General features: G+C 41.9%; 18 protein-coding genes. 4 read left to right on the top strand and 14 right to left on the bottom strand.

Going from position 1 to position 21,495, the window contains the following annotated elements; translation table 11 throughout:
• Positions 1-135: 135 nt before the first annotated feature.
• A complete protein-coding gene (locus tag KH180_RS02195; protein WP_290755937.1) occupies positions 136-1,227 on the top strand; it encodes a pyridoxal phosphate-dependent aminotransferase in 1,092 nt (363 codons plus the stop codon).
• Between the two features lie 95 nt (positions 1,228-1,322).
• On the opposite strand, the gene KH180_RS02190 is transcribed toward KH180_RS02195, so the two are convergent.
• From KH180_RS02190 to KH180_RS02180, 3 genes are read right to left on the bottom strand one after another with little or no spacing between them, the layout of a single operon-like run.
• Entirely contained in the window at positions 1,323-2,249 is a 927-nt protein-coding gene (locus KH180_RS02190; protein ID WP_290755935.1) for a TDT family transporter, read from the bottom strand.
• Between the two features lie 18 nt (positions 2,250-2,267).
• Positions 2,268-3,320, bottom strand: a complete 1,053-nt coding sequence (locus tag KH180_RS02185; RefSeq protein ID WP_290755934.1) for a fibronectin type III domain-containing protein — start codon at positions 3,318-3,320, stop codon at positions 2,268-2,270.
• A gap of 60 nt (positions 3,321-3,380) precedes the next feature.
• Complete coding sequence (locus KH180_RS02180) at positions 3,381-4,289, bottom strand: alpha/beta hydrolase (protein WP_290755933.1); 909 nt, start codon at positions 4,287-4,289, stop codon at positions 3,381-3,383.
• 145 nt (positions 4,290-4,434) lie between these two features.
• Between KH180_RS02180 and KH180_RS02175 the strand changes: the two genes are divergently transcribed.
• Positions 4,435-5,253: a DUF6612 family protein gene (locus tag KH180_RS02175; RefSeq protein ID WP_290755932.1), complete on the top strand. Its 819-nt coding sequence runs from the start codon at positions 4,435-4,437 to the stop codon at positions 5,251-5,253.
• A gap of 50 nt (positions 5,254-5,303) precedes the next feature.
• Here KH180_RS02175 and KH180_RS02170 read toward each other — a convergent pair whose 3' ends face one another.
• The 4 genes from KH180_RS02170 to KH180_RS02155 form a co-directional block, all read right to left on the bottom strand.
• The gene (locus KH180_RS02170; protein WP_290755931.1) at positions 5,304-6,671 is read right to left on the bottom strand and encodes a citrate/2-methylcitrate synthase; all 1,368 of its coding nucleotides are present in this window, start codon (positions 6,669-6,671) and stop codon (positions 5,304-5,306) included.
• Between the two features lie 59 nt (positions 6,672-6,730).
• Positions 6,731-7,492 carry an amino acid ABC transporter ATP-binding protein gene (locus tag KH180_RS02165; protein WP_290755929.1) on the bottom strand — a complete coding sequence of 254 codons (762 nt, stop codon included), beginning with the start codon at positions 7,490-7,492 and terminating at the stop codon, positions 6,731-6,733.
• Between the two features lie 13 nt (positions 7,493-7,505).
• Entirely contained in the window at positions 7,506-8,177 is a 672-nt protein-coding gene (locus tag KH180_RS02160; protein ID WP_290755927.1) for an amino acid ABC transporter permease, read from the bottom strand.
• 171 nt (positions 8,178-8,348) lie between these two features.
• Positions 8,349-9,158, bottom strand: coding sequence for an amino acid ABC transporter substrate-binding protein (locus KH180_RS02155; protein WP_290755925.1), 810 nt, complete (start codon positions 9,156-9,158; stop codon positions 8,349-8,351).
• Between the two features lie 201 nt (positions 9,159-9,359).
• On the opposite strand from KH180_RS02155, the gene KH180_RS02150 reads away from it, so the two are divergent.
• Positions 9,360-10,757 carry an N-acetylglucosaminidase gene (locus tag KH180_RS02150; protein ID WP_290755923.1) on the top strand — a complete coding sequence of 466 codons (1,398 nt, stop codon included), beginning with the start codon at positions 9,360-9,362 and terminating at the stop codon, positions 10,755-10,757.
• Positions 10,758-11,011: 254 nt separating this feature from the next.
• A complete protein-coding gene (locus KH180_RS02145) occupies positions 11,012-12,322 on the top strand; it encodes an N-acetylglucosaminidase (protein WP_290755921.1) in 1,311 nt (436 codons plus the stop codon).
• Between the two features lie 48 nt (positions 12,323-12,370).
• On the opposite strand, the gene KH180_RS02140 is transcribed toward KH180_RS02145, so the two are convergent.
• From KH180_RS02140 to trpC, 7 genes are all read right to left on the bottom strand, one after another.
• Positions 12,371-15,403, bottom strand: a complete 3,033-nt coding sequence (locus KH180_RS02140) for an InlB B-repeat-containing protein (protein WP_290755919.1) — start codon at positions 15,401-15,403, stop codon at positions 12,371-12,373.
• A 240-nt stretch (positions 15,404-15,643) separates the two neighbouring features.
• Complete coding sequence (locus tag KH180_RS02135; protein ID WP_290755917.1) at positions 15,644-16,753, bottom strand: RNA polymerase sigma factor; 1,110 nt, start codon at positions 16,751-16,753, stop codon at positions 15,644-15,646.
• 119 nt (positions 16,754-16,872) lie between these two features.
• Positions 16,873-17,910, bottom strand: a complete 1,038-nt coding sequence (locus tag KH180_RS02130) for a sigma-70 family RNA polymerase sigma factor (protein WP_290755916.1) — start codon at positions 17,908-17,910, stop codon at positions 16,873-16,875.
• Between the two features lie 218 nt (positions 17,911-18,128).
• Positions 18,129-18,914 (bottom strand): tryptophan synthase subunit alpha, encoded by a 786-nt coding sequence (trpA, locus tag KH180_RS02125; RefSeq protein WP_290755914.1) that lies wholly within the window; start codon positions 18,912-18,914, stop codon positions 18,129-18,131.
• Positions 18,904-20,094, bottom strand: coding sequence for a tryptophan synthase subunit beta (gene trpB / locus KH180_RS02120; protein WP_290755912.1), 1,191 nt, complete (start codon positions 20,092-20,094; stop codon positions 18,904-18,906). Before trpB ends, trpA begins: the two co-directional genes overlap by 11 nt.
• Complete coding sequence (locus KH180_RS02115) at positions 20,087-20,710, bottom strand: phosphoribosylanthranilate isomerase (protein WP_290755910.1); 624 nt, start codon at positions 20,708-20,710, stop codon at positions 20,087-20,089. Before KH180_RS02115 ends, trpB begins: the two co-directional genes overlap by 8 nt.
• Positions 20,707-21,486, bottom strand: coding sequence for an indole-3-glycerol phosphate synthase TrpC (gene trpC, locus KH180_RS02110; protein WP_290755908.1), 780 nt, complete (start codon positions 21,484-21,486; stop codon positions 20,707-20,709). Before trpC ends, KH180_RS02115 begins: the two co-directional genes overlap by 4 nt.
• Between the last annotated feature and the right edge of the window lie 9 nt (positions 21,487-21,495).

Below are 21,495 nucleotides of genomic sequence, written 5' to 3'. Positions count from 1 at the left end.
AGGGTATTTGGTCTATAATGGACTGTAATCTAATCATTGTGATACAGTCTTGTCATATGATACGGGGTTCGTCCCCTATACCGTAACATTATAGCAAACTTCGACAAAATAGAAAAGATAAAGAAAGGTGAAACTATGCCGGAAAAGAAACAAGTCTTCCACGGAAGCGACTTAGAAAAAATAGAAGAAATATATGGAATCAAAAAAGAGTCTGTCATTCCTTTTGGAGGAAATGTCAACCCGCTGGGTATCTCCCCGCTGTTCCGCAAAAGCCTCATAGACCATGTAGATGCCGTCTGCACCTATCCGGACCGGGATTACAAGTCTCTGCGTACTGCTCTGAGCCTATATACAAAGGCTCCGTTGGAGCACATCATTACAGGCAACGGAGTCACAGAACTGATCAGCCTTACCATGCATCTTATCCGCCCCAAAAAAGCCCTGCTGCTCTCCCCTACGTACTCTGAATATATGCGGGAAATCTCTATGATCGGCGGCTCTTGTCAGGAATATGAGCTCTCGGAAGCCTCAGACTTTAATTTGGATCTTGAAGACCTGAAGTCATATCTTACGGATGATATCGACCTGTTTGCTTTCTGCAATCCCAATAATCCCACATCCAGTGCATTGAGCCGGAATGAAACCGCCGAGATTCTCTCCCACTGTAAAAAGCACAATATTTTTGTTCTGGTGGATGAAACCTATGTAGAATTCGCCCCGGATATGGATGGGATCACCGCAGTGCCCCTGGCAGAAAATTATGACAATGTACTGATTCTTCGAGGCACTTCAAAGTTCTTTGCAGCCCCCGGTATCCGTCTCGGATACGGCATCAGCGGAAATCTAAAGTTCCTGAAAGCTATGGAGGACCGAAAAAATCCATGGAGCATCAATACCCTTGCCGCGTTGGCAGGAGAGGCCATGTTCATGGATACCGGCTACATCGAAGAGACGAAGGCGTATATTGAAAAAGAGCGTCAGAAATGCAGAGACAGACTGTCGCCCTCTGCTTCCTTAAAGATCTATCCTTCCTATGCAAACTTTCTGCTGGTGCGTCTGATGGACGGCACATCTTCTTATGAAATGTTTGAGCGGTGTATAAAAAAAGGACTGATGATCCGCGACTGTTCAAGCTTCGATGGACTTCACGGAGAGTATATAAGATTTTGTTTCCGCAGATCAGAGGAAAATGACATGCTGCTGGATACCTTATTAGATGATAAATAATACAGATATATATCTGATTCAGCTCCTTATAGAACAGAAGGAACCCCGGGCGATAACCGTCAGGGGGTTCCTTCTGTTAATTATACATTCAGTTTTTACTCATTTTTCGTGTAAAAGATATATTTCAGAAACAGAAGCGTCACATAAATCAGCAGAGCCGCCGCCAATACTGTCTGAAAATCTACAATCCATTTTAAATATGTCACCGGATATCCCCATTGATTGAGCGCAATAAACGCCTGCTTAAGAGCAGCCGCGCTGATCACAAACGGAAATGTATATGCAGCAAAAGAAGGTGTAAACGGCATGACAATATATTTTAACCCTGCCGCAAGCACAAACACATATAATACCAGCGATAAAACAGTAAGGCCGATCACAAGCCACACCATCGGTTTCTCAAAAGAATGAAGATAGCCCGCCAGCAGAAGACTTGCCGGAGCCGCAAAAATACAGATCAGCGGAAGATGCTGTTCCGGGATTTCCTTGACCTTCACATAACGTTTAACGACAGGAACGGCGATCACTGCCGTGAACAGGCATCCTGCCCAGAAAAACCAGCGGCCGATCTCCTGCATATCGCTGTTGGGAGCTGTCATGCTGCTCATTGCCAGACCAGCATAAAAAATAAAAAAGCTGGCATAGACGTTTTTGATATTAAACTTATAGTATATAAAATGTCCGTTGAAATAAACCAAAAGATATACATGTACCGCCAATGCAAGAATCCATATGATTGAAACCGAATCTCCCACATACGGCTTCAGGTAGGCAGTCAGTACAAGAAGTCCCATGGAAAAGGCCGCAGAAATACTGCAGTTTACCGGATCTTCCAGCTCTTCTTTTACCATGTCAATACAGGTGCCGATCTTAAGAAGCAGCAGAATCAGCAGACAGACGGAGACGGCGGCACAGATTAAGTTTGCTGTCTCAGAATAATTCCCGATCACCTCTCCCATGACTGCAAATCCAAGCATCGGCCCAGCCAGCGGGAGAGGTATCCTTTCTAATGTTTTTCTCATTTTTATCCTCCTAGTGTTCTAGTTTCTATAAATGTCCTTTAAAATTGCATCGGCGTATTTGTTATGATATCCTTCGGGATCTTCCATAACATAATTTCCTGATACATCCCATCTCATCTGATCATACTGGGTGAGATAACTCATGCCTCTGGAACAGTCCGGATATCTCCGGTACCATTTCCTATAATACTTTTTCATGTATTTCTTTGCAAGTGCCAGAGCCTGGCTTTTTGTTCTGCCTGTTTTCGCCGGCGTTCCGGAAAGCTGGACCCCATGCGGGCTGGAATGAACCAACACCATACTTCCGTCCCTGCAGGCCCCGATGACGATCCATACATGTCCGCAGTCTGAGGATCCCATAATATCACCCGCTTTATAATCTGTCACCTTCTTCTTGCTTCTGTATGTGCCCCATCCCTTTTCTGCAAACAGCACAGGCTGATCCTTGGCTTTTCTCACATAACCGCCTTTACCGGAAACCGTATTTCTGATATTATACACCGCCCACCCGACAAAACCGGAACAGTCCAGCCCCTTCCCATGCCGGTAGCGGTATTTCTTATAGTTATATTGGGAATTCTGGGATAAGAAAAACTTGTTCCATTCTCCATTCAGCCCGATCCTTTTTCCGTCTTTTCCAGTTCCGGTATCAGACTTATTCCATCCTCCTCCCCAAATATACAAGGTAGAACCCACCGGAGACACTGCTGTCTTTAAAAAATTCTTAATAGTAGACTCGCCTTTGGCAGCCATGGATACCTTCACTGTTTTTGAAAATCCACTGCAGTATTTTTTCTTTTTATACATTCGGTAGGACCGGACTTTAAAAGTATAATTGACACCGGGCTTCAGCCCCCTGACTGCATATCTGTCCGCTTTTACGTCCGCTTTCTTTCTATATTTTTTCCTCCGTCTGTCATACAGATAAACCTCTGTGCCTGAGGATTTATTGCCCTTGATCCATGACAGGACAATCGTCCGTTTTACGGCAGTGGCCATAACGCCTGAAGGTTTTCCTGGTTTTTTTACAGCTTTTAAAATAATGCTTTCTCCTCCTGCCGGCACCAGCATAAGAAAAGTGCTGCAGGCAGTATCTTCTTTGCTTTCATAATTATGTATCTCTTTTTTTAATTATTCAATAAACGCCAGTATTTCCTTAAAAACCTCTTCTGAACATTTCTCATTTAATATCTCATGCCTGCAGCCTTTATACAGTTTGCCCCTGATGTTTTTATAACCCATATGTTTTAAAAATGAAACCGCCTTCCAAAACTCTTTTTCAGAGACAATACAAGGATCATCCTGCCCTGCAATAAACAATATGGGCAGATCCGGATTCCCCATGCACCAGCCCTTCTTGCTGTATGTCTCATCCATCAGATGAAACAGGTTCAGAAATCCATTGTTTGTAAAAACAAATCCATCCAGCGGATCATCATCATACTTTTTGACATTTTTTCTGTCATAACTGATCCAGCCATTTTCGGACTCATCCTCCTTTAATATCTTTTGGAATGTTCCGAATGCCAATTTTTGAAAAAAAACACCTTTTTTCCTTTCGCCATTGATCCTGCAGGCAGTCTGTGCCATCCATACAGCAGGCTTTGCCAAAGCGTTCCTGCTCGGACTGCCGCAGACAGTCAGTGAAGCCAGTTCCTCATCGTACTTTTTTAGATAACAGCGTACTACCAGAGATCCCATACTGTGTCCGAATAAATGAAGCGGTACGTCAGGAAATTGTTCTTTGGCCCACTTTGTAACCTGATGGGCATCCTCCACAACCGCCTTCCCGGCAGTATCATAAAAATAGCCCAGATCATCTTTTCTCTCTATACTTTTTCCGTGCCCTCTGTGGTCATGGATCACCGCAGCATAACCAAAGCTTAATAAATATTTCATAAACTTAAGATAGCGTTCCTTATGCTCACTCATCCCATGGCAGATCTGCACAACCGCTTTCGGTTTTGTTTCAGGCGCCAGCAGCAGGACATGGAGACGGTGCCCATCGGCGTCAGATTTCAAAAATAATTCTCTTCTCATGCATACGCCCTCCGTTCAATTTAAATTCTGCCTATTATTCTGTCTATTATAATGTATTATACTCGTTTTGCTTTACCTTGGAAAGAATAACAGATATAATTATATTGTAATGTATTCTAATTTAAAGAACACAGGAGGGCAAACTATGAAAAAATTTAAAAAGGTTCTGGCGCTTACTCTGGCAGCCGCAATGCTTTTTACACTGGGAGGCTGTAAAAAGAAATCCCCGGAGGAAGTACTGAAAGCAGCCAATGAGAAGCTGAATAAAATGGATTCTGCTGATATGGACGGAACGATCAAAATGAAAATGAGCAGCACTTCATCCAACAGTTCCAGCTTTGAGTTAAAGATGGGAATGAAGATGAAGGCCACCGGCATGACTTCCAAAGACATGAAGATGGATATGGACATCACCACCGCCATTGCCGGTCAGGACTTAAGCGTAAAGGCATATTACAAAGACGGTTACTACTATATGAATTACAGCGGTCAAAAAGTGAAACAAAAAATGGATGTGGAGGCTATGCAGAAACAATTAGAAAACTCTACAGGCCAGTTTAATACCTCTGCAGACAATTACAAAGATCTTAAAATGTCCAAAAAAGATGGCAATTACGTTATTTCTTTCAAGTTTAAAGAAAAAGCCATAAATGATTATGTAAACAAAATGATGGGACAGCTGAATTCAACAGGTTCTGCAGGCTCCTCTGCCAACTATGCAGATCAGGTAAAGTTTGACTCTATGTCCGGCACCATGACTGTCAATAAAGACTCAGAGATCATCGCACAAAAGATCAACATGACTGTTTCCAGCAAACAGGAACCAAAGATGTCTATCAAGATGTCCGCAGACTTTAAGTATAACAACATTGGAAAAGATGTGAAGGTAACCCTTCCTTCTGACCTGGACACCTATAAAGAAGCACCTGCTGCCTCCGCAGCCACTACCGCTGCTTCAAAGTAAATTAATAAGGACCGCCGGGGCAATCCGGCGGTCCTTATTTTTCTTCTATATTATCGTTCTTTGATCGGGGTATACTCTTTATGTCCTGCTACTCCCTTATATGCCGGCCGGATAATTCTGCCTCCGTTCACCAGTTCTTCCATTCTGTGAGCGCTCCATCCTGCGATTCTTGCGATAGCAAACAGAGGAGTGTACAATTCATACGGAAGATCCAGCATACTGTAGATAAAGCCGCTGTAGAAATCAATATTGGCGCTGACGCCTTTATAGATCTTGCGCTCTTTTGCAATAACCTCTTTTGCCAGCTTCTCCACGCTGGTGTATAAGGCGTATTCCTTTTCTTTGCCTTTTTCTTTTGAAAGTCCTTCCACAAAATAACTCAATACTTTTGACCTTGGGTCAGAGATAGAATAAACCGCATGACCCATTCCATAGATCAGACCGGATTTGTCAAACGCTTCTTTCCGCACCATCTTGGTGAGATACTCTCTCAGCTCGTCTTCATTGTTCCAGTCCTTTACATTTTCTTTGATGTCAGCAAACATCTGAACAACCTTGATATTTGCTCCTCCGTGCTTCGGACCTTTTAATGAACACAGGGCCGCGGCTACGGAAGAATATGTATCGGTCCCGGATGAAGAGACAACATGAGTCGTAAATGTGGAGTTGTTTCCTCCCCCATGTTCGGCATGCAGCACAAGGGCCAGATCCAAAATCTTTGCCTCCAGCTTTGTATACTTACTGTCAGGCCTTAACAGGTACAGAATATTTTCCGCAGTGGACAGATTTTCTTGCGGCGGATGGATAACCAGGCTTTCTCCCTTTTCATAATGGCTGTATGCCTGATATCCATAAACAGCAAGTACAGGGAACAGCGCAATCAGCTGCAGAGACTGCCTGAGTACATTCGGAATGGATGTATCGCTGGCATTGTCATCGTAGGAATATAATGTAAGCACACTCCTTGCCAGGGTATTCATCATATCACGGCTTGGAGCCTTCATAATAATATCCCGTACAAAATTGGTGGGAAGCTGCCGGTATGCTGCCAGCAGCTGCTTCAGATCCAAAAGCTGTTCCTCATTCGGAAGGTCTCCAAACAAAAGAAGATACACCGTTTCTTCAAATCCATACCGGTCTTCTTTAATAAAGCCCTGGACAATCTCTTCAACATCGATCCCATGGTAATATAACTTTCCGTCACACGGAACAATCTCTCTGTCCTCTACCATGTAAGACATAATTGTCGAAATGTCAGTCAATCCTGCCAGTACACCTTCCCCGCTCTGTTTCCGCAGTCCTCTTTTTACATCATACTTTTCAAAAAGAGTCGGGTCGATTTTATTCTCGCATTTCTTTGCCAGCTGTTCAATTTCCGGTGTAATTTCAGAAAATTTATTCGGCACATTTTTTATCATCTTGATTGCTCCTTTCCTGCTATGATTCTGCTCGTTTCGGGCTCCTTTGTACCCCGCTGCTATGCAATATCGTGGTACTTTCCAAGGAATTCCCGTGTACGCTCGTTAGATGAATTAAATACATCTTCCGGCGACGCATCTTCTACGATTACTCCCTGATCCATAAAAATGACCCTGTCAGAGATTTCTTTGGCAAAGGCCATCTCATGTGTGACAATCACCATGGTCATATTCAGGTCTGCCAGGGACTTTATAACTTTCAGAACCTCTCCTGTCAATTCCGGGTCCAGGGCTGATGTGGGCTCGTCAAAAAACAGGATTTTAGGTTCCAGGGCCAGTGCCCTTGCAATAGAAACTCTCTGAGACTGGCCTCCTGACAGTTCACACGGATAGGCATCTGCTTTCTCTTCCAGTCCAAGCTTTTTAAGCAGCTGCATGGCTTTTTCTTTCGCCTCATCCTTCGGAACTCCCGCTACCTGTACAGGCGCTTCCATAACATTTCTGAGTACACTGTAATGGGGAAACAGATTAAAGTTCTGGAACACAAAACCTGTCTCCATTAAAATTTTCTTTTGTATTTCTTTGGATGCATATTCAGGCGTATCCCCATTCGTTGAAACTAAGGTGTGCCCGTTGATTTCAATCGTCCCCTTCGTCACTTTTTCCAGCTGGTTCATACACCTTAACAGCGTTGATTTCCCGGAACCGGAAGACCCGATAATCGTCACGATCTCTCCGTCATTGATCTGGAAAGAAATATCTTTAAGCACATTCAGCTTTCCAAAATTCTTCTGGAGATTAGCCACAGATAAAACACTCATTTTCTTTCCTCCTTTAACGATAATAACTCATCCGTTTTTCCAGGATGCCAAAGACTTTAGATACAATCATATTCATAATCAGGTAAAAAATGCCTGCTACGATCAAATATTCCATTCCCCGGCTTCTTGACATATTATTTGCTGCCACCACATAAATCTCCATGACCCCGATTACGTGTGCAAGGGAAGTATCCTTAACAAGTGTCATACACTCACTTCCCATAGGCGGGAGGATGATTTTCACCACCTGAGGAAGAATGATCTTAAAAAAGGTCTGTGCCTTTCCGAATCCCAGCACTTTGGCTGCCTCATACTGTCCATTGGGTATGGCCTGGATACCGCTTCGGTAAATCTCTGCAAAATATGCCGCATAGTTTAAAGAAAATGCCACCACTGCAGCCATCGTCCGCTCAATACGGATACCCAGCAGCAGATTCAGCCCAAAATAGAATCCATATAACTGAAGAATCAGCGGGGTTCCTCTCATGATCAGAAGATAAAAACGGACCGGCAGCTGGATAATTTTAAACTTTGTCATCCTTCCCAGCGCCAGGACCAGACCCAGAGTCAGCCCAAAAACCAATGTAAGGAAAAAGATGATCAGTGTCTGATCCAATCCATTATGTAACAGCATATTTGCAATGCCAGGCAATTTTTCAAACCATTGTATGATACCATCAAACATTTTTTTGCTCCTATAATATACTTTATCGTGCGGGGCACACCCATCCGAAGGATATAAAATACGGTGTGCTCTGCGGGTATAAATTTTCCGGAATTTTAAAAGTCAGAAATTAATTTCTATGCCAGTGAAAAAATCAAGAGGCTTTCAAAAAAGCCTCTTGCTTCTTGTCTTTTATTTGATTGTTGTCAAATCTTCGCCGAACCACTTTTTGCTGATCTTAGCCAGCGTTCCGTCTTTTTTCATGTCCTTTAACTGATTTTCTACTTCTGTTTTCAGTTTCTTATCTCCAGTACGGAAACCAATGACATATTTCTCAGTCGTCAAGTTGTCATTTAAAATCTTGAACTTTCCCGGATCCTTTTTCGCATAGTACTTTGCAACTACCTCATCCATAACAGCTGCATCACATCCATTTCCAAGATCATTCAAAATCTCAACGTTGTTGCCGAAGTATACAATCTTTGCATTCTTTAATTCTTTTGTCTTGTCAACCGCATCTGCTGCTGTAGATCCTTTCTGAACTCCCACCTGCTGTTTCTTGATGTCTTTTAAACTCTTGATCTTGCTTTTTTCCGGCACTAGCAGAACCTGATGGTTATCCATGTAGGACGCAGAACACAGCATCTCTTTTGCCCGGTCTTCGCTGTATGTCAGTCCGTTCCAGATACAGTCAATAGTCTTTCCTTCCAGTTCCTGGTCTTTGGAATCCCAGTTGATCGGCTGTAACTTTAATTTGATTCCCATTCTTTTGGTAACTTCTTTTGCCAAATCAATGTCAAATCCTACGATATTCTGGTCTTTATCTGTGAATCCCATAGGAGGAAAAGATGCATCCAATCCCAGTACTAATTCTTTGTTGTCTTTTACATACTGAAGGGAGTCATCCGTTTTGCTCTCTTCTTTCTTAGAACATCCTGCCAAAAGCATAGAACCTGCCAGCACTGCACTTACGCAAAGCACTAATAATTTTTTCACTCTCATCCTAAAACTCCTCCGTTTTTTAATTCCTTATTATGATAGCACATTAGTGTACTAAATTCATACGTTAATATACTATCAAACTACTTCATTTTTGTCAATCTCCATGGATAGTATTTCCTGCCGTTTTTCCTGGAAAATCCTTGTTTTCAGCTGCCCATCCATGTTATATTAGACTTATCTTTGGTAAAGAAAGGAAGGGAAATGAATACTATGAGAAAAAAAGGACTGAAAATACTCGCCGTCTCCGCAGTATTAAGTGTCTCTATGACTGCTTCTGTTTTTGCAGGAAGCCTGGCGCTTAAATATTCAGGAAAGAACCGTACATATACCGGAAAACAGCTTTCGTTTTATTATAAAGGCAAAAAAATTGACTTGGGAAAGGCTCCGGGTATCCAGATCAACAAAGTCAATATGCTGCCATACTATAATGCGATTGTAAAAAACGGACCGAAGGTTAAGAGAAGCTATAACAGCAAAACCGGTAAACTGGTACTTACTAACGGAAAGAAGACAATTACTTTTTACAAGAATAAAAAGTATGCCTATACCAATGGAGTAAAGAGGACTTTTACTACCGCTCCTCTGACTGTAAAGTACAGAAGCATCAACAAAAATTATATCCTGCTTCCGGCAAAGTTCACTGCAAAATACCTGGGCATCAGTTATACATATTCCAGCTCTGCAAAACGGATTGATTATGCAAAACCTGCAGCGGCAAGTAATTCCACATCCACTGTAAAGTCCAATACTACGACAAAATATAATACGACTTTGTCAAATTATATAAAAAAGCAGCAGGCAGAATGGAAAACTTACGGCGGCAAGACCATCGACTACAAAAAATATATTCCAGTAACTACAGATAATACAAATAGTTTCCAATTTCTCAGGCTTGATGCTTATCATCCGGTAAACGCTTCTAAGTTCTCGTCCACTCTCCAGACGATGCTGGCAAACAAATCCGGAAGTGTTTTATCCGGCAAAGCCTCTGTGATTACAAATTCTGCAAGTACATATAAGATTGATCCTCTGTATTTTCTCTGCCAGACGATTCATGAAAGTGGTTATGGTACAAGTACTCTTGCAAAAGGGAAAGAAGTGACTCAAATTATAACCGGTGATTCTCTCTCTCCAAAAGGAGCAACCGGTACTAAAGTAACTGCTTTCAAGACGGTAACAAAAGCCGAAAAAACAGCTGGTGAAAAAAAAGGAAAACATTATTACAAAGTTAATAATAACGCATTTTATGAAGTGAAAGATATTTCATCAAAAAAAGTATATAATCTATATGGAATCAAAGCATATGATAATGCTCCTCAGCTGGGCGGCTTCAGTTATGCATATTATCAGGGATGGACAAGCGTAGATAAGGCGATTCAGGGTGCTGCGAAATACGTCAGTGATAATTACATTCACCATGCATCCTATAAACAAAATACTTTATATAAGATTCGATACAGCCCCTATCTCCAGGATTTAGGGCATCAATACGCTTCTGATCCAGCTTATGCCCAGTCTATAGGAAAGCTGATGAACACATATAAAAGTGTTTATTCCGGTACAAACGGTTTTATATATGACACACCAGTATTTAATTAAATAGTATCATAATGCTAAATGGCACAGAAAAAATTCTGTGCCATTTTTTGTTATTTGCCTTTGACAAGTCGCATTTGACGCGCAAAGTAAACAATCCCCTCAAAGAGTTAGACTTTGGGGAGATAAGGCGGCTCGTCCGCTTTGTTCTGTCTTCATTTTAAATATTACATTAATATTACAATATTATTGTTTATATTTTAAAATAATGCTATAATTATATTACATTTTAATTACATAAGGAGGATAAATAAATTATGAAGAAACGTACTATTGCAGCTTTTACAATGTTTTTTGCCTTTACATCTATATTTTCCGGATTTCCTAATTCAGATGTATCTGCTGCATCCTTAAAGATCAGATACGGAGGAAAGACAAGATATTACACAGGAAAACAGCTGAACTTTACCTATGCTAAAAAGGGAATCTCAACGAAAACCCCAGGTATTCAAATGAACAGTATTAACATGATTCCTTATTATGACATCCTAGTAAAACACGGACCGAAAATTAAACGCAGCTATAACAAAAAGACAGGGAAACTTGTACTGAAGTATAAGAGCAAAACCCTTACCTTCTATAAAAATAAGAAGACCTGCTATGTCAACGGCAAGAAAAAAACCTTATCTGCCGCACCTGTCTCAGTCAAATACTATACAACAAAAAAATATAATATTTTGCTGCCTGCCAATTTTACCATTAAAAACTTAGGGCTGGATTATTCCTATATTTCCTCTGCCAAAAGAATCCACATCAACAAGCCTGGCTACAGTTATTTATACACATCCAATACGACAACCAATTATAATAAGAAAACATCCGATTACATCAAAGCTCAGACAGTAAAATCTTACGGCGGAAAAAAGATCAATTATAACAGCTATGTGCCCACAAGTACTGATCCAACCCACGGCTATCAGTATCTCCGTTTAAATACATACCGCACCGTCAACAGTTCAAAGTACAACAGCCTTCTTAACAGCAAGGTAAACTCAAAAAGTGTTCTGAAAAATAAAGGTTCTGTTTTAAACAGTGCTGCAAAAACTTATAAAATTGATCCGGTATACTTTTTATGCCAGACAATCTTAGAGACAGGCTACGGGACAAGCACTCTGTCTCAGGGAAAATCCATTACCAAGGTCGTCACAGGAAAATCTGTAGTCCGGGATAAAAAAGGAAATGTGACAGGTTTTCAAAAAGTAAACGGGAAATATCAAACAAAAAAAATCTCGTCTAAAAAAGTTTATAACTTATACGGCATCAAAGCCTACGACTCAGACCCTCAGCTGTGCGGCTTCAGTTATGCATATTACCAAGGCTGGACAAGTGTTGACAAAGCAATCAAGGGGGCCGCAAAATATGTCAGCCAGGAATATATAAATAACAGTACATACAAGCAAAATACTCTGTATAAATTCCGCTACAATCCTAACACATCCTACATATGGCATCAGTATGCCACGGATCCGGGTTATGCCCAAAAGATCGGAAAGCTTATGTACAGTCAGTTCAGGAGCGCCTATGCAACAGGCAATACACTGACATTTGACCGTCCAAAATTTAAGTAATATAGAAAGCAGCCGGAAACTTCGCATATATGTTTCCGGCTGTTTCTTTTATTTTTTCCTTTTCTTTATCCCTGCTGCTGTCCCAGTGAGCGCTGCTCCAAATATAAGAATCAGACATAAGATCTGCCTGTCATCCCCCGTTTTGCTGACACGGACTCCGTCCGCACGCTTCCTGTATTCCCATTCAGGCAAAGCTTGTTTCTTCTTTGGCTGCTTTTTCTCAGACGGCGGCGGAGATAGAGTACTTGATGCCGTACTCGCTGCTGTGCTTTCCGCTTTACTTTCTGCTTTACTTTCTTCCTTCCATCTTGCCTTTAGTTTTATATCTTCATGAATCGGTGTTTTGAAGTCCCATTGTATCTCTTGTCCTTTTTCATCAACATAATACCATCCCTCAAACACATAACCATCTTTCTTGGGATCCTGTGGCGGTACAGCACATTCTCCTCCTTTGACAATCTGATCCTCAGGTTTATAGTCTCCTCCGTCCGGATCAAAGGATATTTTGTGATCCCCTGTCAGGGTTACTTTGACTGTTGCTTTATTTCCGTCTGCCAGGGAAAATGTCAGATCAAAAACTCCTGTTTTTCCTTTTGTTTTAGCCTCATTAATGATCTGAAGCTGTTTTTGGTCAGCTAGTATTCTGGCATTGTCCGCATTCTTATCCTTTCCTTTTGCTTTACAGAGTTCAATGATCTGTTCCTCAGTAAACGGATCACCTTTGGTAGGATGTGTCATGTGGTTTGCACTGATCACAGGGAAAGCTTCATCCTGCCCTGGCTTTTGGGCATCAGCCCCCTCATCCCTCAGAAATACAGTGATAGTTACTTCTGTATTTTCCGGAGTCCGGAATGTCAAAGGAAAATCTCCGATCTGATTTGCCAGTTTTGCTTTATTAATAGCAGTGACCTGGCCTTCATTTGCAAAGCTGATGTCCTCTGCAGATATCTCCCCACCGTCTTTATCTACTGCTTTTACCATGGATAGCTTTTTCAGCTGATCATTTGTAAAAGCAGCACCACCTGTCTTGCTGATGATATTTTTCCCTTTTATCATTTCACTTGTGTCCGGATTCTCGGTAATCGCATCAAACTCACCGACCAATGTGACTGTAACTGTCACCTTATTTCCCTTTGAGTCGAAATACGTCAATTCAAATTTTCCTGCTTTCCCCTGTGTCTTATGTTCATTTATCACCTTAAACTGTCCCTGATCTATAGAAAAATCATCCAGGGAAATATTATTGCCGTCCTTATCTTTGCCTTTTACCTCACCCAGCTTCTTAATATCCTCTTCTGAAAATGGGCTGCCTCCTGTTTCTTTTGTAAAATCATTGGCTCCAATCTGCTCCTTTATATTATCTTTTTCAAATTCTCCGGCATCTTCACCATCACTTTTTAAAAATATCGTGACTGTGACACTTGTGCCGTTAGGAGTGGTATAGGTCAAAGGAAAATCTCCGATTTCTCCTTTAGTCTTTGCATCGTTGATGGTTTCCAATTCTGCCGGGTCCGCCAGTGTCAGCTGTTCTTCCGGGAAACTTGTACCGTCCTCCTGCTTTCCGGTTACTTTTGTAAGGTGACGCAGCAAGTCTTCCGTAAATGGTTTCCCTCCGCTTTTACTGATTACATGATTGGCCCCAATCTGCTCTTTTGTGTCATCTTCAATCCCGTTTGCATCCCGGAATGGTCCAAAATAAACTTTCGTACAGAGTTTTCCTACCCTGATATTGATCTTTTCATGGAAAGGTGTCCCCTCCATAAAACTATAATCCTCAAGGCTCGTACCATCCTGGACATATCCCTGATATCCCGTATCAGGCTCTGCTGTTACATTACTGACATGTTCGTTGCCTCCGGCAGCTCCGATTCCCGGCATACCTGTGCTTTTATCTCCTATGGCAATAACCACTGTGTCTCCGCCGCTGATATGTACATTTTTTAGATTATAGCTTGTGTCGTTTCCTGCGGCACTTGCCCCGATTCCTGGTGCATTCAGTCCTCCCTGAGCCTCAACCTTGCCTCCGGTAATATATAATCCGTCAAAGTCACCTCCATATCCTCCCCCAATTCCAGGTCCATACTCAGTCCCAATTGCTTTTATATTTCCTCCTGATATGGAGATATTTTTAGTGTAAGCTGATGCATTGAAAGCATGTGTTTCACATGCCGCTCCGATTCCTGCTACATGCCGCCCTCCATTGACATCAATATTTCCTCCTTTAATGCTAAAATTGCAAAATCCCGCTTCACTGATATTTCTAACATTGGTCAGTGTACTTCCAATAGCACCTGCATGAACTGTATTTCCCCTTGCAATCAATGTTCCGCATCTATCATTACACTGATGTCCTTCCTGGTCTGCATATTCACACTGTAAAGTCAAGAAACCATCCATCCCATCCTTGGCGAGTGCTGCTCCACCTGAATATCCAGAATCTTGTCCATAGTTACAGCCCAATTTATTAACACCTTTTAATGTGATTGTCACTTCTGCATGAGAGACAACTACACAACTCTGGGTCGTACTGTTGCTTTCAATCTCTACATTGTCAAGTGTCAAATCTGTCTTAACCCCTTTTGCAACAACTACATTGTAGTTCCTGGTTTTCCCTGTAATATAATATCCATTTGGGTTCAGTTCTGTCTCTGCCTCTGAAAGCCCCCCTCCAGAAGCTCCAGTCTGGTTGATCCTCACATTTCCCAGACTCACATCCAGCTGAGTCTGTCCCTCTTTTGTCTTTTTCGTTTTTTTCTCTGATATCTTAGTTACTAAAGGAGTTATTGCTTTATCAGTATCTAAGAAATGTTCAGCAATATTTTTTTCATTGGAAGATTGAATCCCCCCCCCAATTTTTTCCTTTTCAAACTGTGGTTCCTTCTTTTCTGGTTCCATACCGGTTTCTGGTTTCTTTGACACTATTTCTGCGTTCTCTGTATTTTCTATTGCTGCTTCAGACTTCTCATCCTCTGTATATTCTGTGCTTTCCGGTGACTCCTCTCCCCCGGACTCTGCAAAAACCATAGCCTGCCCCGTACCAAACACAACGATCAACAAGAAGACTAATATTTTTCTTTTCATAACTGCTGCTCCTTTTCCACACAATCTGCTATTTTTCTTATCAGGTGGCTGTTCTGAAAAAATAGTTAGTTTTAAAAGAACATTTTTTATTTTTATCTAACATCAAATCCTATACTGTTCTCTTAAAAACAGTACGCCCGGTTTCTCCGATAAATCAAATCGGAGAAACCAGACGTATCCCTCATAATTATCATATTTAGAAAACCTGAAAAGAAGGAACCAGAGAATCTTTCCTTTTCTTCAGGTTTTTTGGCGGAAATCAAAGACTTCTTCTGTTCCGCTTTTTGACTTTAGATGAAAAACAAAATCTTTCATAAAAACGGAAAAATAAAAAACTTTTTTCTCCCCGTTAAATTCCTGCGGCTTTACTTTTTTTCCGCCCACAGTTTCCGCATATGTCCCTTTGTAATCTACATCTCCTGTCACATAAATTTCAATCTGCTCTCTTTTTTTGCTGATTTTGATTTTACTGACATCGACAGGGACATATACTTGCTTTTTAATAACCTTTTTCTTTGGTATTGTTATGCCTGATAAGTCTTTTGTTTCTAACTGAGGACCAGAAAATTTAAGACTTCCGAAGTCCTGTTCAGACAATTCTTCCCCTCCAAACAAAAGAACTCCTGCGGCACCTGCCCCTGCTGCGACCGCTGCCCCCACGATAATCTTTTTCAAGGCAAGTACTCCCTGTTTTGCTCCTTTTTTTGAAGAATAAGACAGGGTATTCCGCAAAACAGGATATAGGGTAAAAAAGCCAAAGCTTCTGATATTCAAGACTTCTCTGTCCTCTTTCGGCAATTCTGCTATCTGTTTTTTCAAATTTCTTCTTGCATTATACAGCAGATTTTTTACTGCATTTTCCTTACAGTCAAGCACATCTCCTATTTCTTTCATTCTCATCTGCCGGAATGAGTACAGCAAAAGAGCGGCCCTCTGTTTCTCTGGCAGCTGCTGGATACACTTTTCCAGCAGCTCTGACTTTTCATTCTGAAGAACAACATCCTGAGGAGACTCACTTTCATCTGTCAGGCTTTTGATAAATTCTATATTCTCATCTCCGATAAAGGCTTCTTCATTCTCCTTTATAGACTTCACACAGCAATGATATGTAATCTGTCTCTGCCATGCACAAAATGCCATACTGTCTTTTAAATTAGGCAGAGACCGGTAAACTTCAAGATAAATTTCCTGCAGAATATCTTCCACTTTATTTTTATTTTTGCAGAAATTATAGACAAAGTAGCGCGTGGGTTCTATCGTAGCCTCATACAAATATGCAAAGGCTTCTTCACTTCCCTGCTTAGCCTGTTCCACATAAGGAACCAATTCTTCATATCTTTTCTCTCTCATCTTTTATCCCTTTTCTTGGCATTTTTTCGTCTTGATGCAAAGTATAAAGGAGAACATAAAAAAAATCAACCGGTGGAAATTTCCTTCTTCCGGTTGATTTTAACTGAAATCCGCTGGATTCAATCCTCAATATAAGATTTCAGGCGTTTTGTTTCTTTCTTCAATTTCAGTTTTCTGAGTGCCTTACCTTCAATCTGCCGGATACGCTCCCGGGTTACATGATATTCTTTTCCCACTTCCTCCAATGTCCAAATACGGTCCCCGACAAAACCAAACCTAAGCCTTAATATGGTCCGCTCCCGCTCTGTAAGTTCTGATAAAATACCATTGATCTGCTCCGCTAATATCTCATGTTCTGCAGATTCAAACTGTTCCGGCATACTCTCATCCGCCACAAAATTAATAAGCATAGTATCATCTTCTTCCCCCACAGGAGTATCTAAAGATACTGTATCACTGTACAGTCTCAGGATTTCCTCCGTCTGTTCCAGGCTCAGCCCCATAGCCTCTGCCAATTCCCCTGTACTGGGTTCCCGGCCGTTTTCAGCTAAAAACTTCCGGGCCGCACTGCTGGCTTTTCCCATTTTCTCTTTCATATGGACCGGTATCCGGATTGTTCTGGCCTGGTCTGCGATGGCTCGCGTTATAGACTGGCGGATCCACCACATTGCATAGGTACTGAACTTAAATCCTCTCCGGTAATCAAACTTGTCCACCGCTTTCATGAGACCAATATTCCCTTCCTGAATCAGGTCCAAAAGGGCCATATTGCTGCCCGCAGTATACCGTTTGGCAACGCTGACCACCAGCCTTAGATTTGAATTGATCATTCTGTCTTTTGCAGTCTGGCTCCCCGCTTCAATTTCCTTTGCCAGCCTCTTCTCCTGCTCCCTGGACAGCAGAGGGAAAGATCCAATTCTGTGCAGATAAGATTTGACAGAATCCTCCATCACATAGTTATCTGCCTGTACCGGATCGTCTTTTGCTGTGAAATCTGAGAACTCTATATTTTTTTCCTTCAGACAGCCGATAATGTAATCGAACTCCTGCTCACTCAGATTTTTGTCAAATACTTTATCTACTTCACTTAAATCAATGATATTCTGATTCTGTTCGGCTATTTTCATCAGCTCAGTAATCTGTTCTTCTATTTTCACAGCTATATGGCTCCTTTCCTTTTATTTCTGTCATTTATTATTTTGAAAAAACAAGACCGGAAAAAATTCCGGCCTCTCTCGCTGTTTTTCTGTATATTTTCTTTTATTTTACCACATTTTCCTTTTCTTCATAAGCCTTAGCAAAAAGAAATATTATTTTTATTACATTTTCTCAATTATATTCCAGGTTTTATTGTGCAAACCGCACAATAAACAGCCTACTCATCCAGTGCATCTCTAAGGCTTTTGGTAAATTCATAGACTTTGCCGGGACTGTCTTCCCCATATTTGCTGATGATTTTTACAATGGCACTGCCCACGATAACGCCGTCGCAGTACTGGCTCATCTTTTTTGCCTGCTCAGGCCCTGAAATTCCGAATCCGACTGCACATGGAATATCAGCATTTCGTTTGATAACATCAAAGAATGCATCAAAATCTGTAGTAAATTCATTTCTTGTACCTGTAACTCCGATGGATGAAACACAGTATAAAAATCCCTCCGCATCTTTGGCAATCGCTTCGATACGGTCATGGGAAGCCGGAGTCACTAAGCTGATATTATCTACGCCGTGTGCTGTCGCTGTACCCTGAATCTCCTCTTTTTCTTCATACGGCATATCCGGTACAATAACACCGTCAATGCCGCATTCATTGCAGAGGTCAAAAAATCTTTCTGTGCCGAACCTGTAGATTGTATTTAAGTACATCATCATTACAAATGGCGTATCTGTCTCATTTCTCAATTCCTTTACCATCTCAAAAATCCCCGCCAGGGTTGTTCCTCCATCCAGAGAATGCTGGCTGGCTTCCTGAATAACAATTCCCTCGGCTATCGGATCAGAAAACGGTATTCCAATCTCAATGATGTCTGCACCTGCATTGACCATGCTCATAATATTTTTCTTGGTAGTCTCATATCCATAATCTCCGGATACAATATAAGTAATCAATGCCTTCTGTCCATTTTTTTCCCGCTTTTCAAACGCTTCTCTAATTCTCATCTAACTTTACTCCTCTATATCTTGCTACCTGGAATACATCTTTATCTCCCCGTCCTGACAGACAGATGACTACATTTTGATCCTTTTCCATTTTAGGCACAATCTCCATAGCCGCTGCCACTGCATGGGCGGATTCAATCGCCGGAATAATTCCTTCCATCTTCGTCAAGTACTCAAATGCGCATACCGCCTGTTCGTCCGTAATGCTCACATATTCGGCTCTTCCAATGTCATGCAGATGGGCGTGTTCCGGCCCGATTCCCGGATAATCAAGCCCTGCTGAGATAGAATAGACCTCATCAATCTGGCCTTCCTCATTCTGCAGAAACAGGCTTTTCATTCCATGGAAAATCCCCTTGCTTCCTCTGGCGATTGTAGCAGCATGTTCAATCGTATTGACGCCTCTTCCTGCTGCCTCAGCTCCCACTAAACGGACACTGTCATCTTTTACAAAGTCATAAAACGCTCCCATAGCGTTGCTTCCGCCGCCTACACAGGCAATCACACAGTCAGGAAGCTTCCCTTCCTTTTCCTGCATCTGGCGTTTTGTCTCCTCGCTGATAATCTTTTGGAAATCCCTGACCATCGTCGGATATGGATGAGGTCCCATAACAGAACCAATGCAGTAAAAGGTTGTTTCAATATTCGTAGCCCAGTCTCTCATGGCCTCGTTGATGGCATCCTTTAACGTCCGGGTCCCGCTTTCCACAGCTACTACCTTTGCTCCCAGAAGCTCCATGCGGTATGCATTCAGACTCTGGCGCTCCACATCTTCTGCCCCCATGTAAACAACACAATCCATGTCAAACAAGGCTGCAACTGTGGCTGTGGCAACTCCATGCTGGCCTGCTCCGGTTTCAGCAATAATCCTTTTCTTTCCCATCCGCTTTGCCAGCAGGATCTGCCCCAGAACATTGTTGATCTTATGGGCTCCTGTGTGATTTAAATCTTCCCGCTTAAGAAATACCTTAGCGCCGCCCAGATCCTTGGTCATATGCTTTGCCTCATACAGCATTGAAGGGCGGTTGGCATAATCTCTGTAATATTCATGGAGTTCCTTTAAAAAGTCAGGATCATTTTTATATGTCTCATATGCTTCATTTAACTCATTCACTGCATTCATCACGATCTCCGGAACATACTGTCCTCCGAAATCTCCGAATCTACCGATTTTACTCATTGTTTCCTCCTCTTACACACTGGGTTACACGCATCATTTTATCTCTGTCTTTGACTCCCCCGCTCTCAATTCCGCTGGAGATATCAATTCCGTATGGTTCTAAACCTTCCAAAATCCCGGGGAGATTTTCTATCGTCAGGCCTCCTGCTATAAAGTAGGGCTTTGGGATCTTTATCTGACGCAGCACGTCAAAATCCATTACTTTTCCGGTTCCTCCGTAGGAATTTTCTGAAAAACTGTCCAGCAAAAGCTTATCTGCCGGAAGCTTTAAAGTTTTTTCTATGTCTTCTGCCGTTTTCACCCTGACAGCTTTCCAAATCTCTTTTTCAGTCCCCTGCTTTACTTCATTGATGTACTCTCTGTCCTCATCTCCGTGCAGCTGAATAATATCAATTCCCGACTGCTCAGCCGCCAAAATCAAATCTCTGACCGGTTCATTTACAAAAACGCCCACTTTTTTTATGGAAGGATTTAATTCTTTCCCCAGTTTCGCTGCTTTTTCTGCGCTGACTTTTCTTTTGCTCTCAGCAAACACAAAGCCTATATAGTCCGGAATACACTCATTTGCATAAATGATGTCCTCCGTTCTCCGAAGCCCGCACATTTTTATTTTCATAGGCTTCCCCTCAATTCATCTATTGTCATTTTTATATTGTCAGACCGCATCAGGGTTTCCCCGATAAGCACTGCATCGGCTCCATATTCCCGTACGGTTTTTATATCTGCTCCGTCTTTCATCCCACTCTCAGATACAAGAACTGCATCGTAGGGAATCTTTGCAGCCAGATTCTTTGTGGTATCCAGATCCACATGGAAGGTCTTCAGATCCCGGTTATTGATGCCGATAATATCACATTTACAGCGTATCACTTTGTCAAGTTCTTCCTCGTTGTGCACTTCTGTCAGGCAGTAAAGCCCAAGAGACTCTGCCAGACGGCGGAATTTCAGTATTTCCTCTTCTTTAAGAATCGCGGCAATCAGAAGGACTGCATCGGCTCCCAAAACCTTTGCCTCATAAATCTGATATTCGTCAAATATAAAGTCCTTTCTCAGAATCGGTATGCTGACAATAGCCCTGATATCCGCCAGGTATTTGGCGGCTCCTTTAAAGTAGTGTTCCTCTGTCAGACAGGATATTGCGCTGGCGCCGGCTTTTTCATAAGCTTCTGCCTGTTCTGCCGGCCGAAAATCTTCTGAGATGATGCCTTTGGAAGGAGATGCCTTCTTCACTTCTGAAATAATGGAGATCCCCTCAGCCTGCAGCGCCGCCTTAAAATCAAGTGAGGTTCTTTTAGAATTCAGGGCCATCTCCCGCATTTCTTCAAACGGAACATTTTCTTTCTCTCTCTCCAGCTGCTCTCTTCTTTTTTCTACAATTTCATCTAATATCATTGGCCTTCT

The organism is Anaerostipes sp. (assembly GCF_018381315.1).
Taxonomy (GTDB): domain Bacteria; phylum Bacillota; class Clostridia; order Lachnospirales; family Lachnospiraceae; genus Anaerostipes.
Note: the sequence above shows the minus strand (reverse complement) of the source record. Positions and strands in the feature narration are given on the sequence as shown.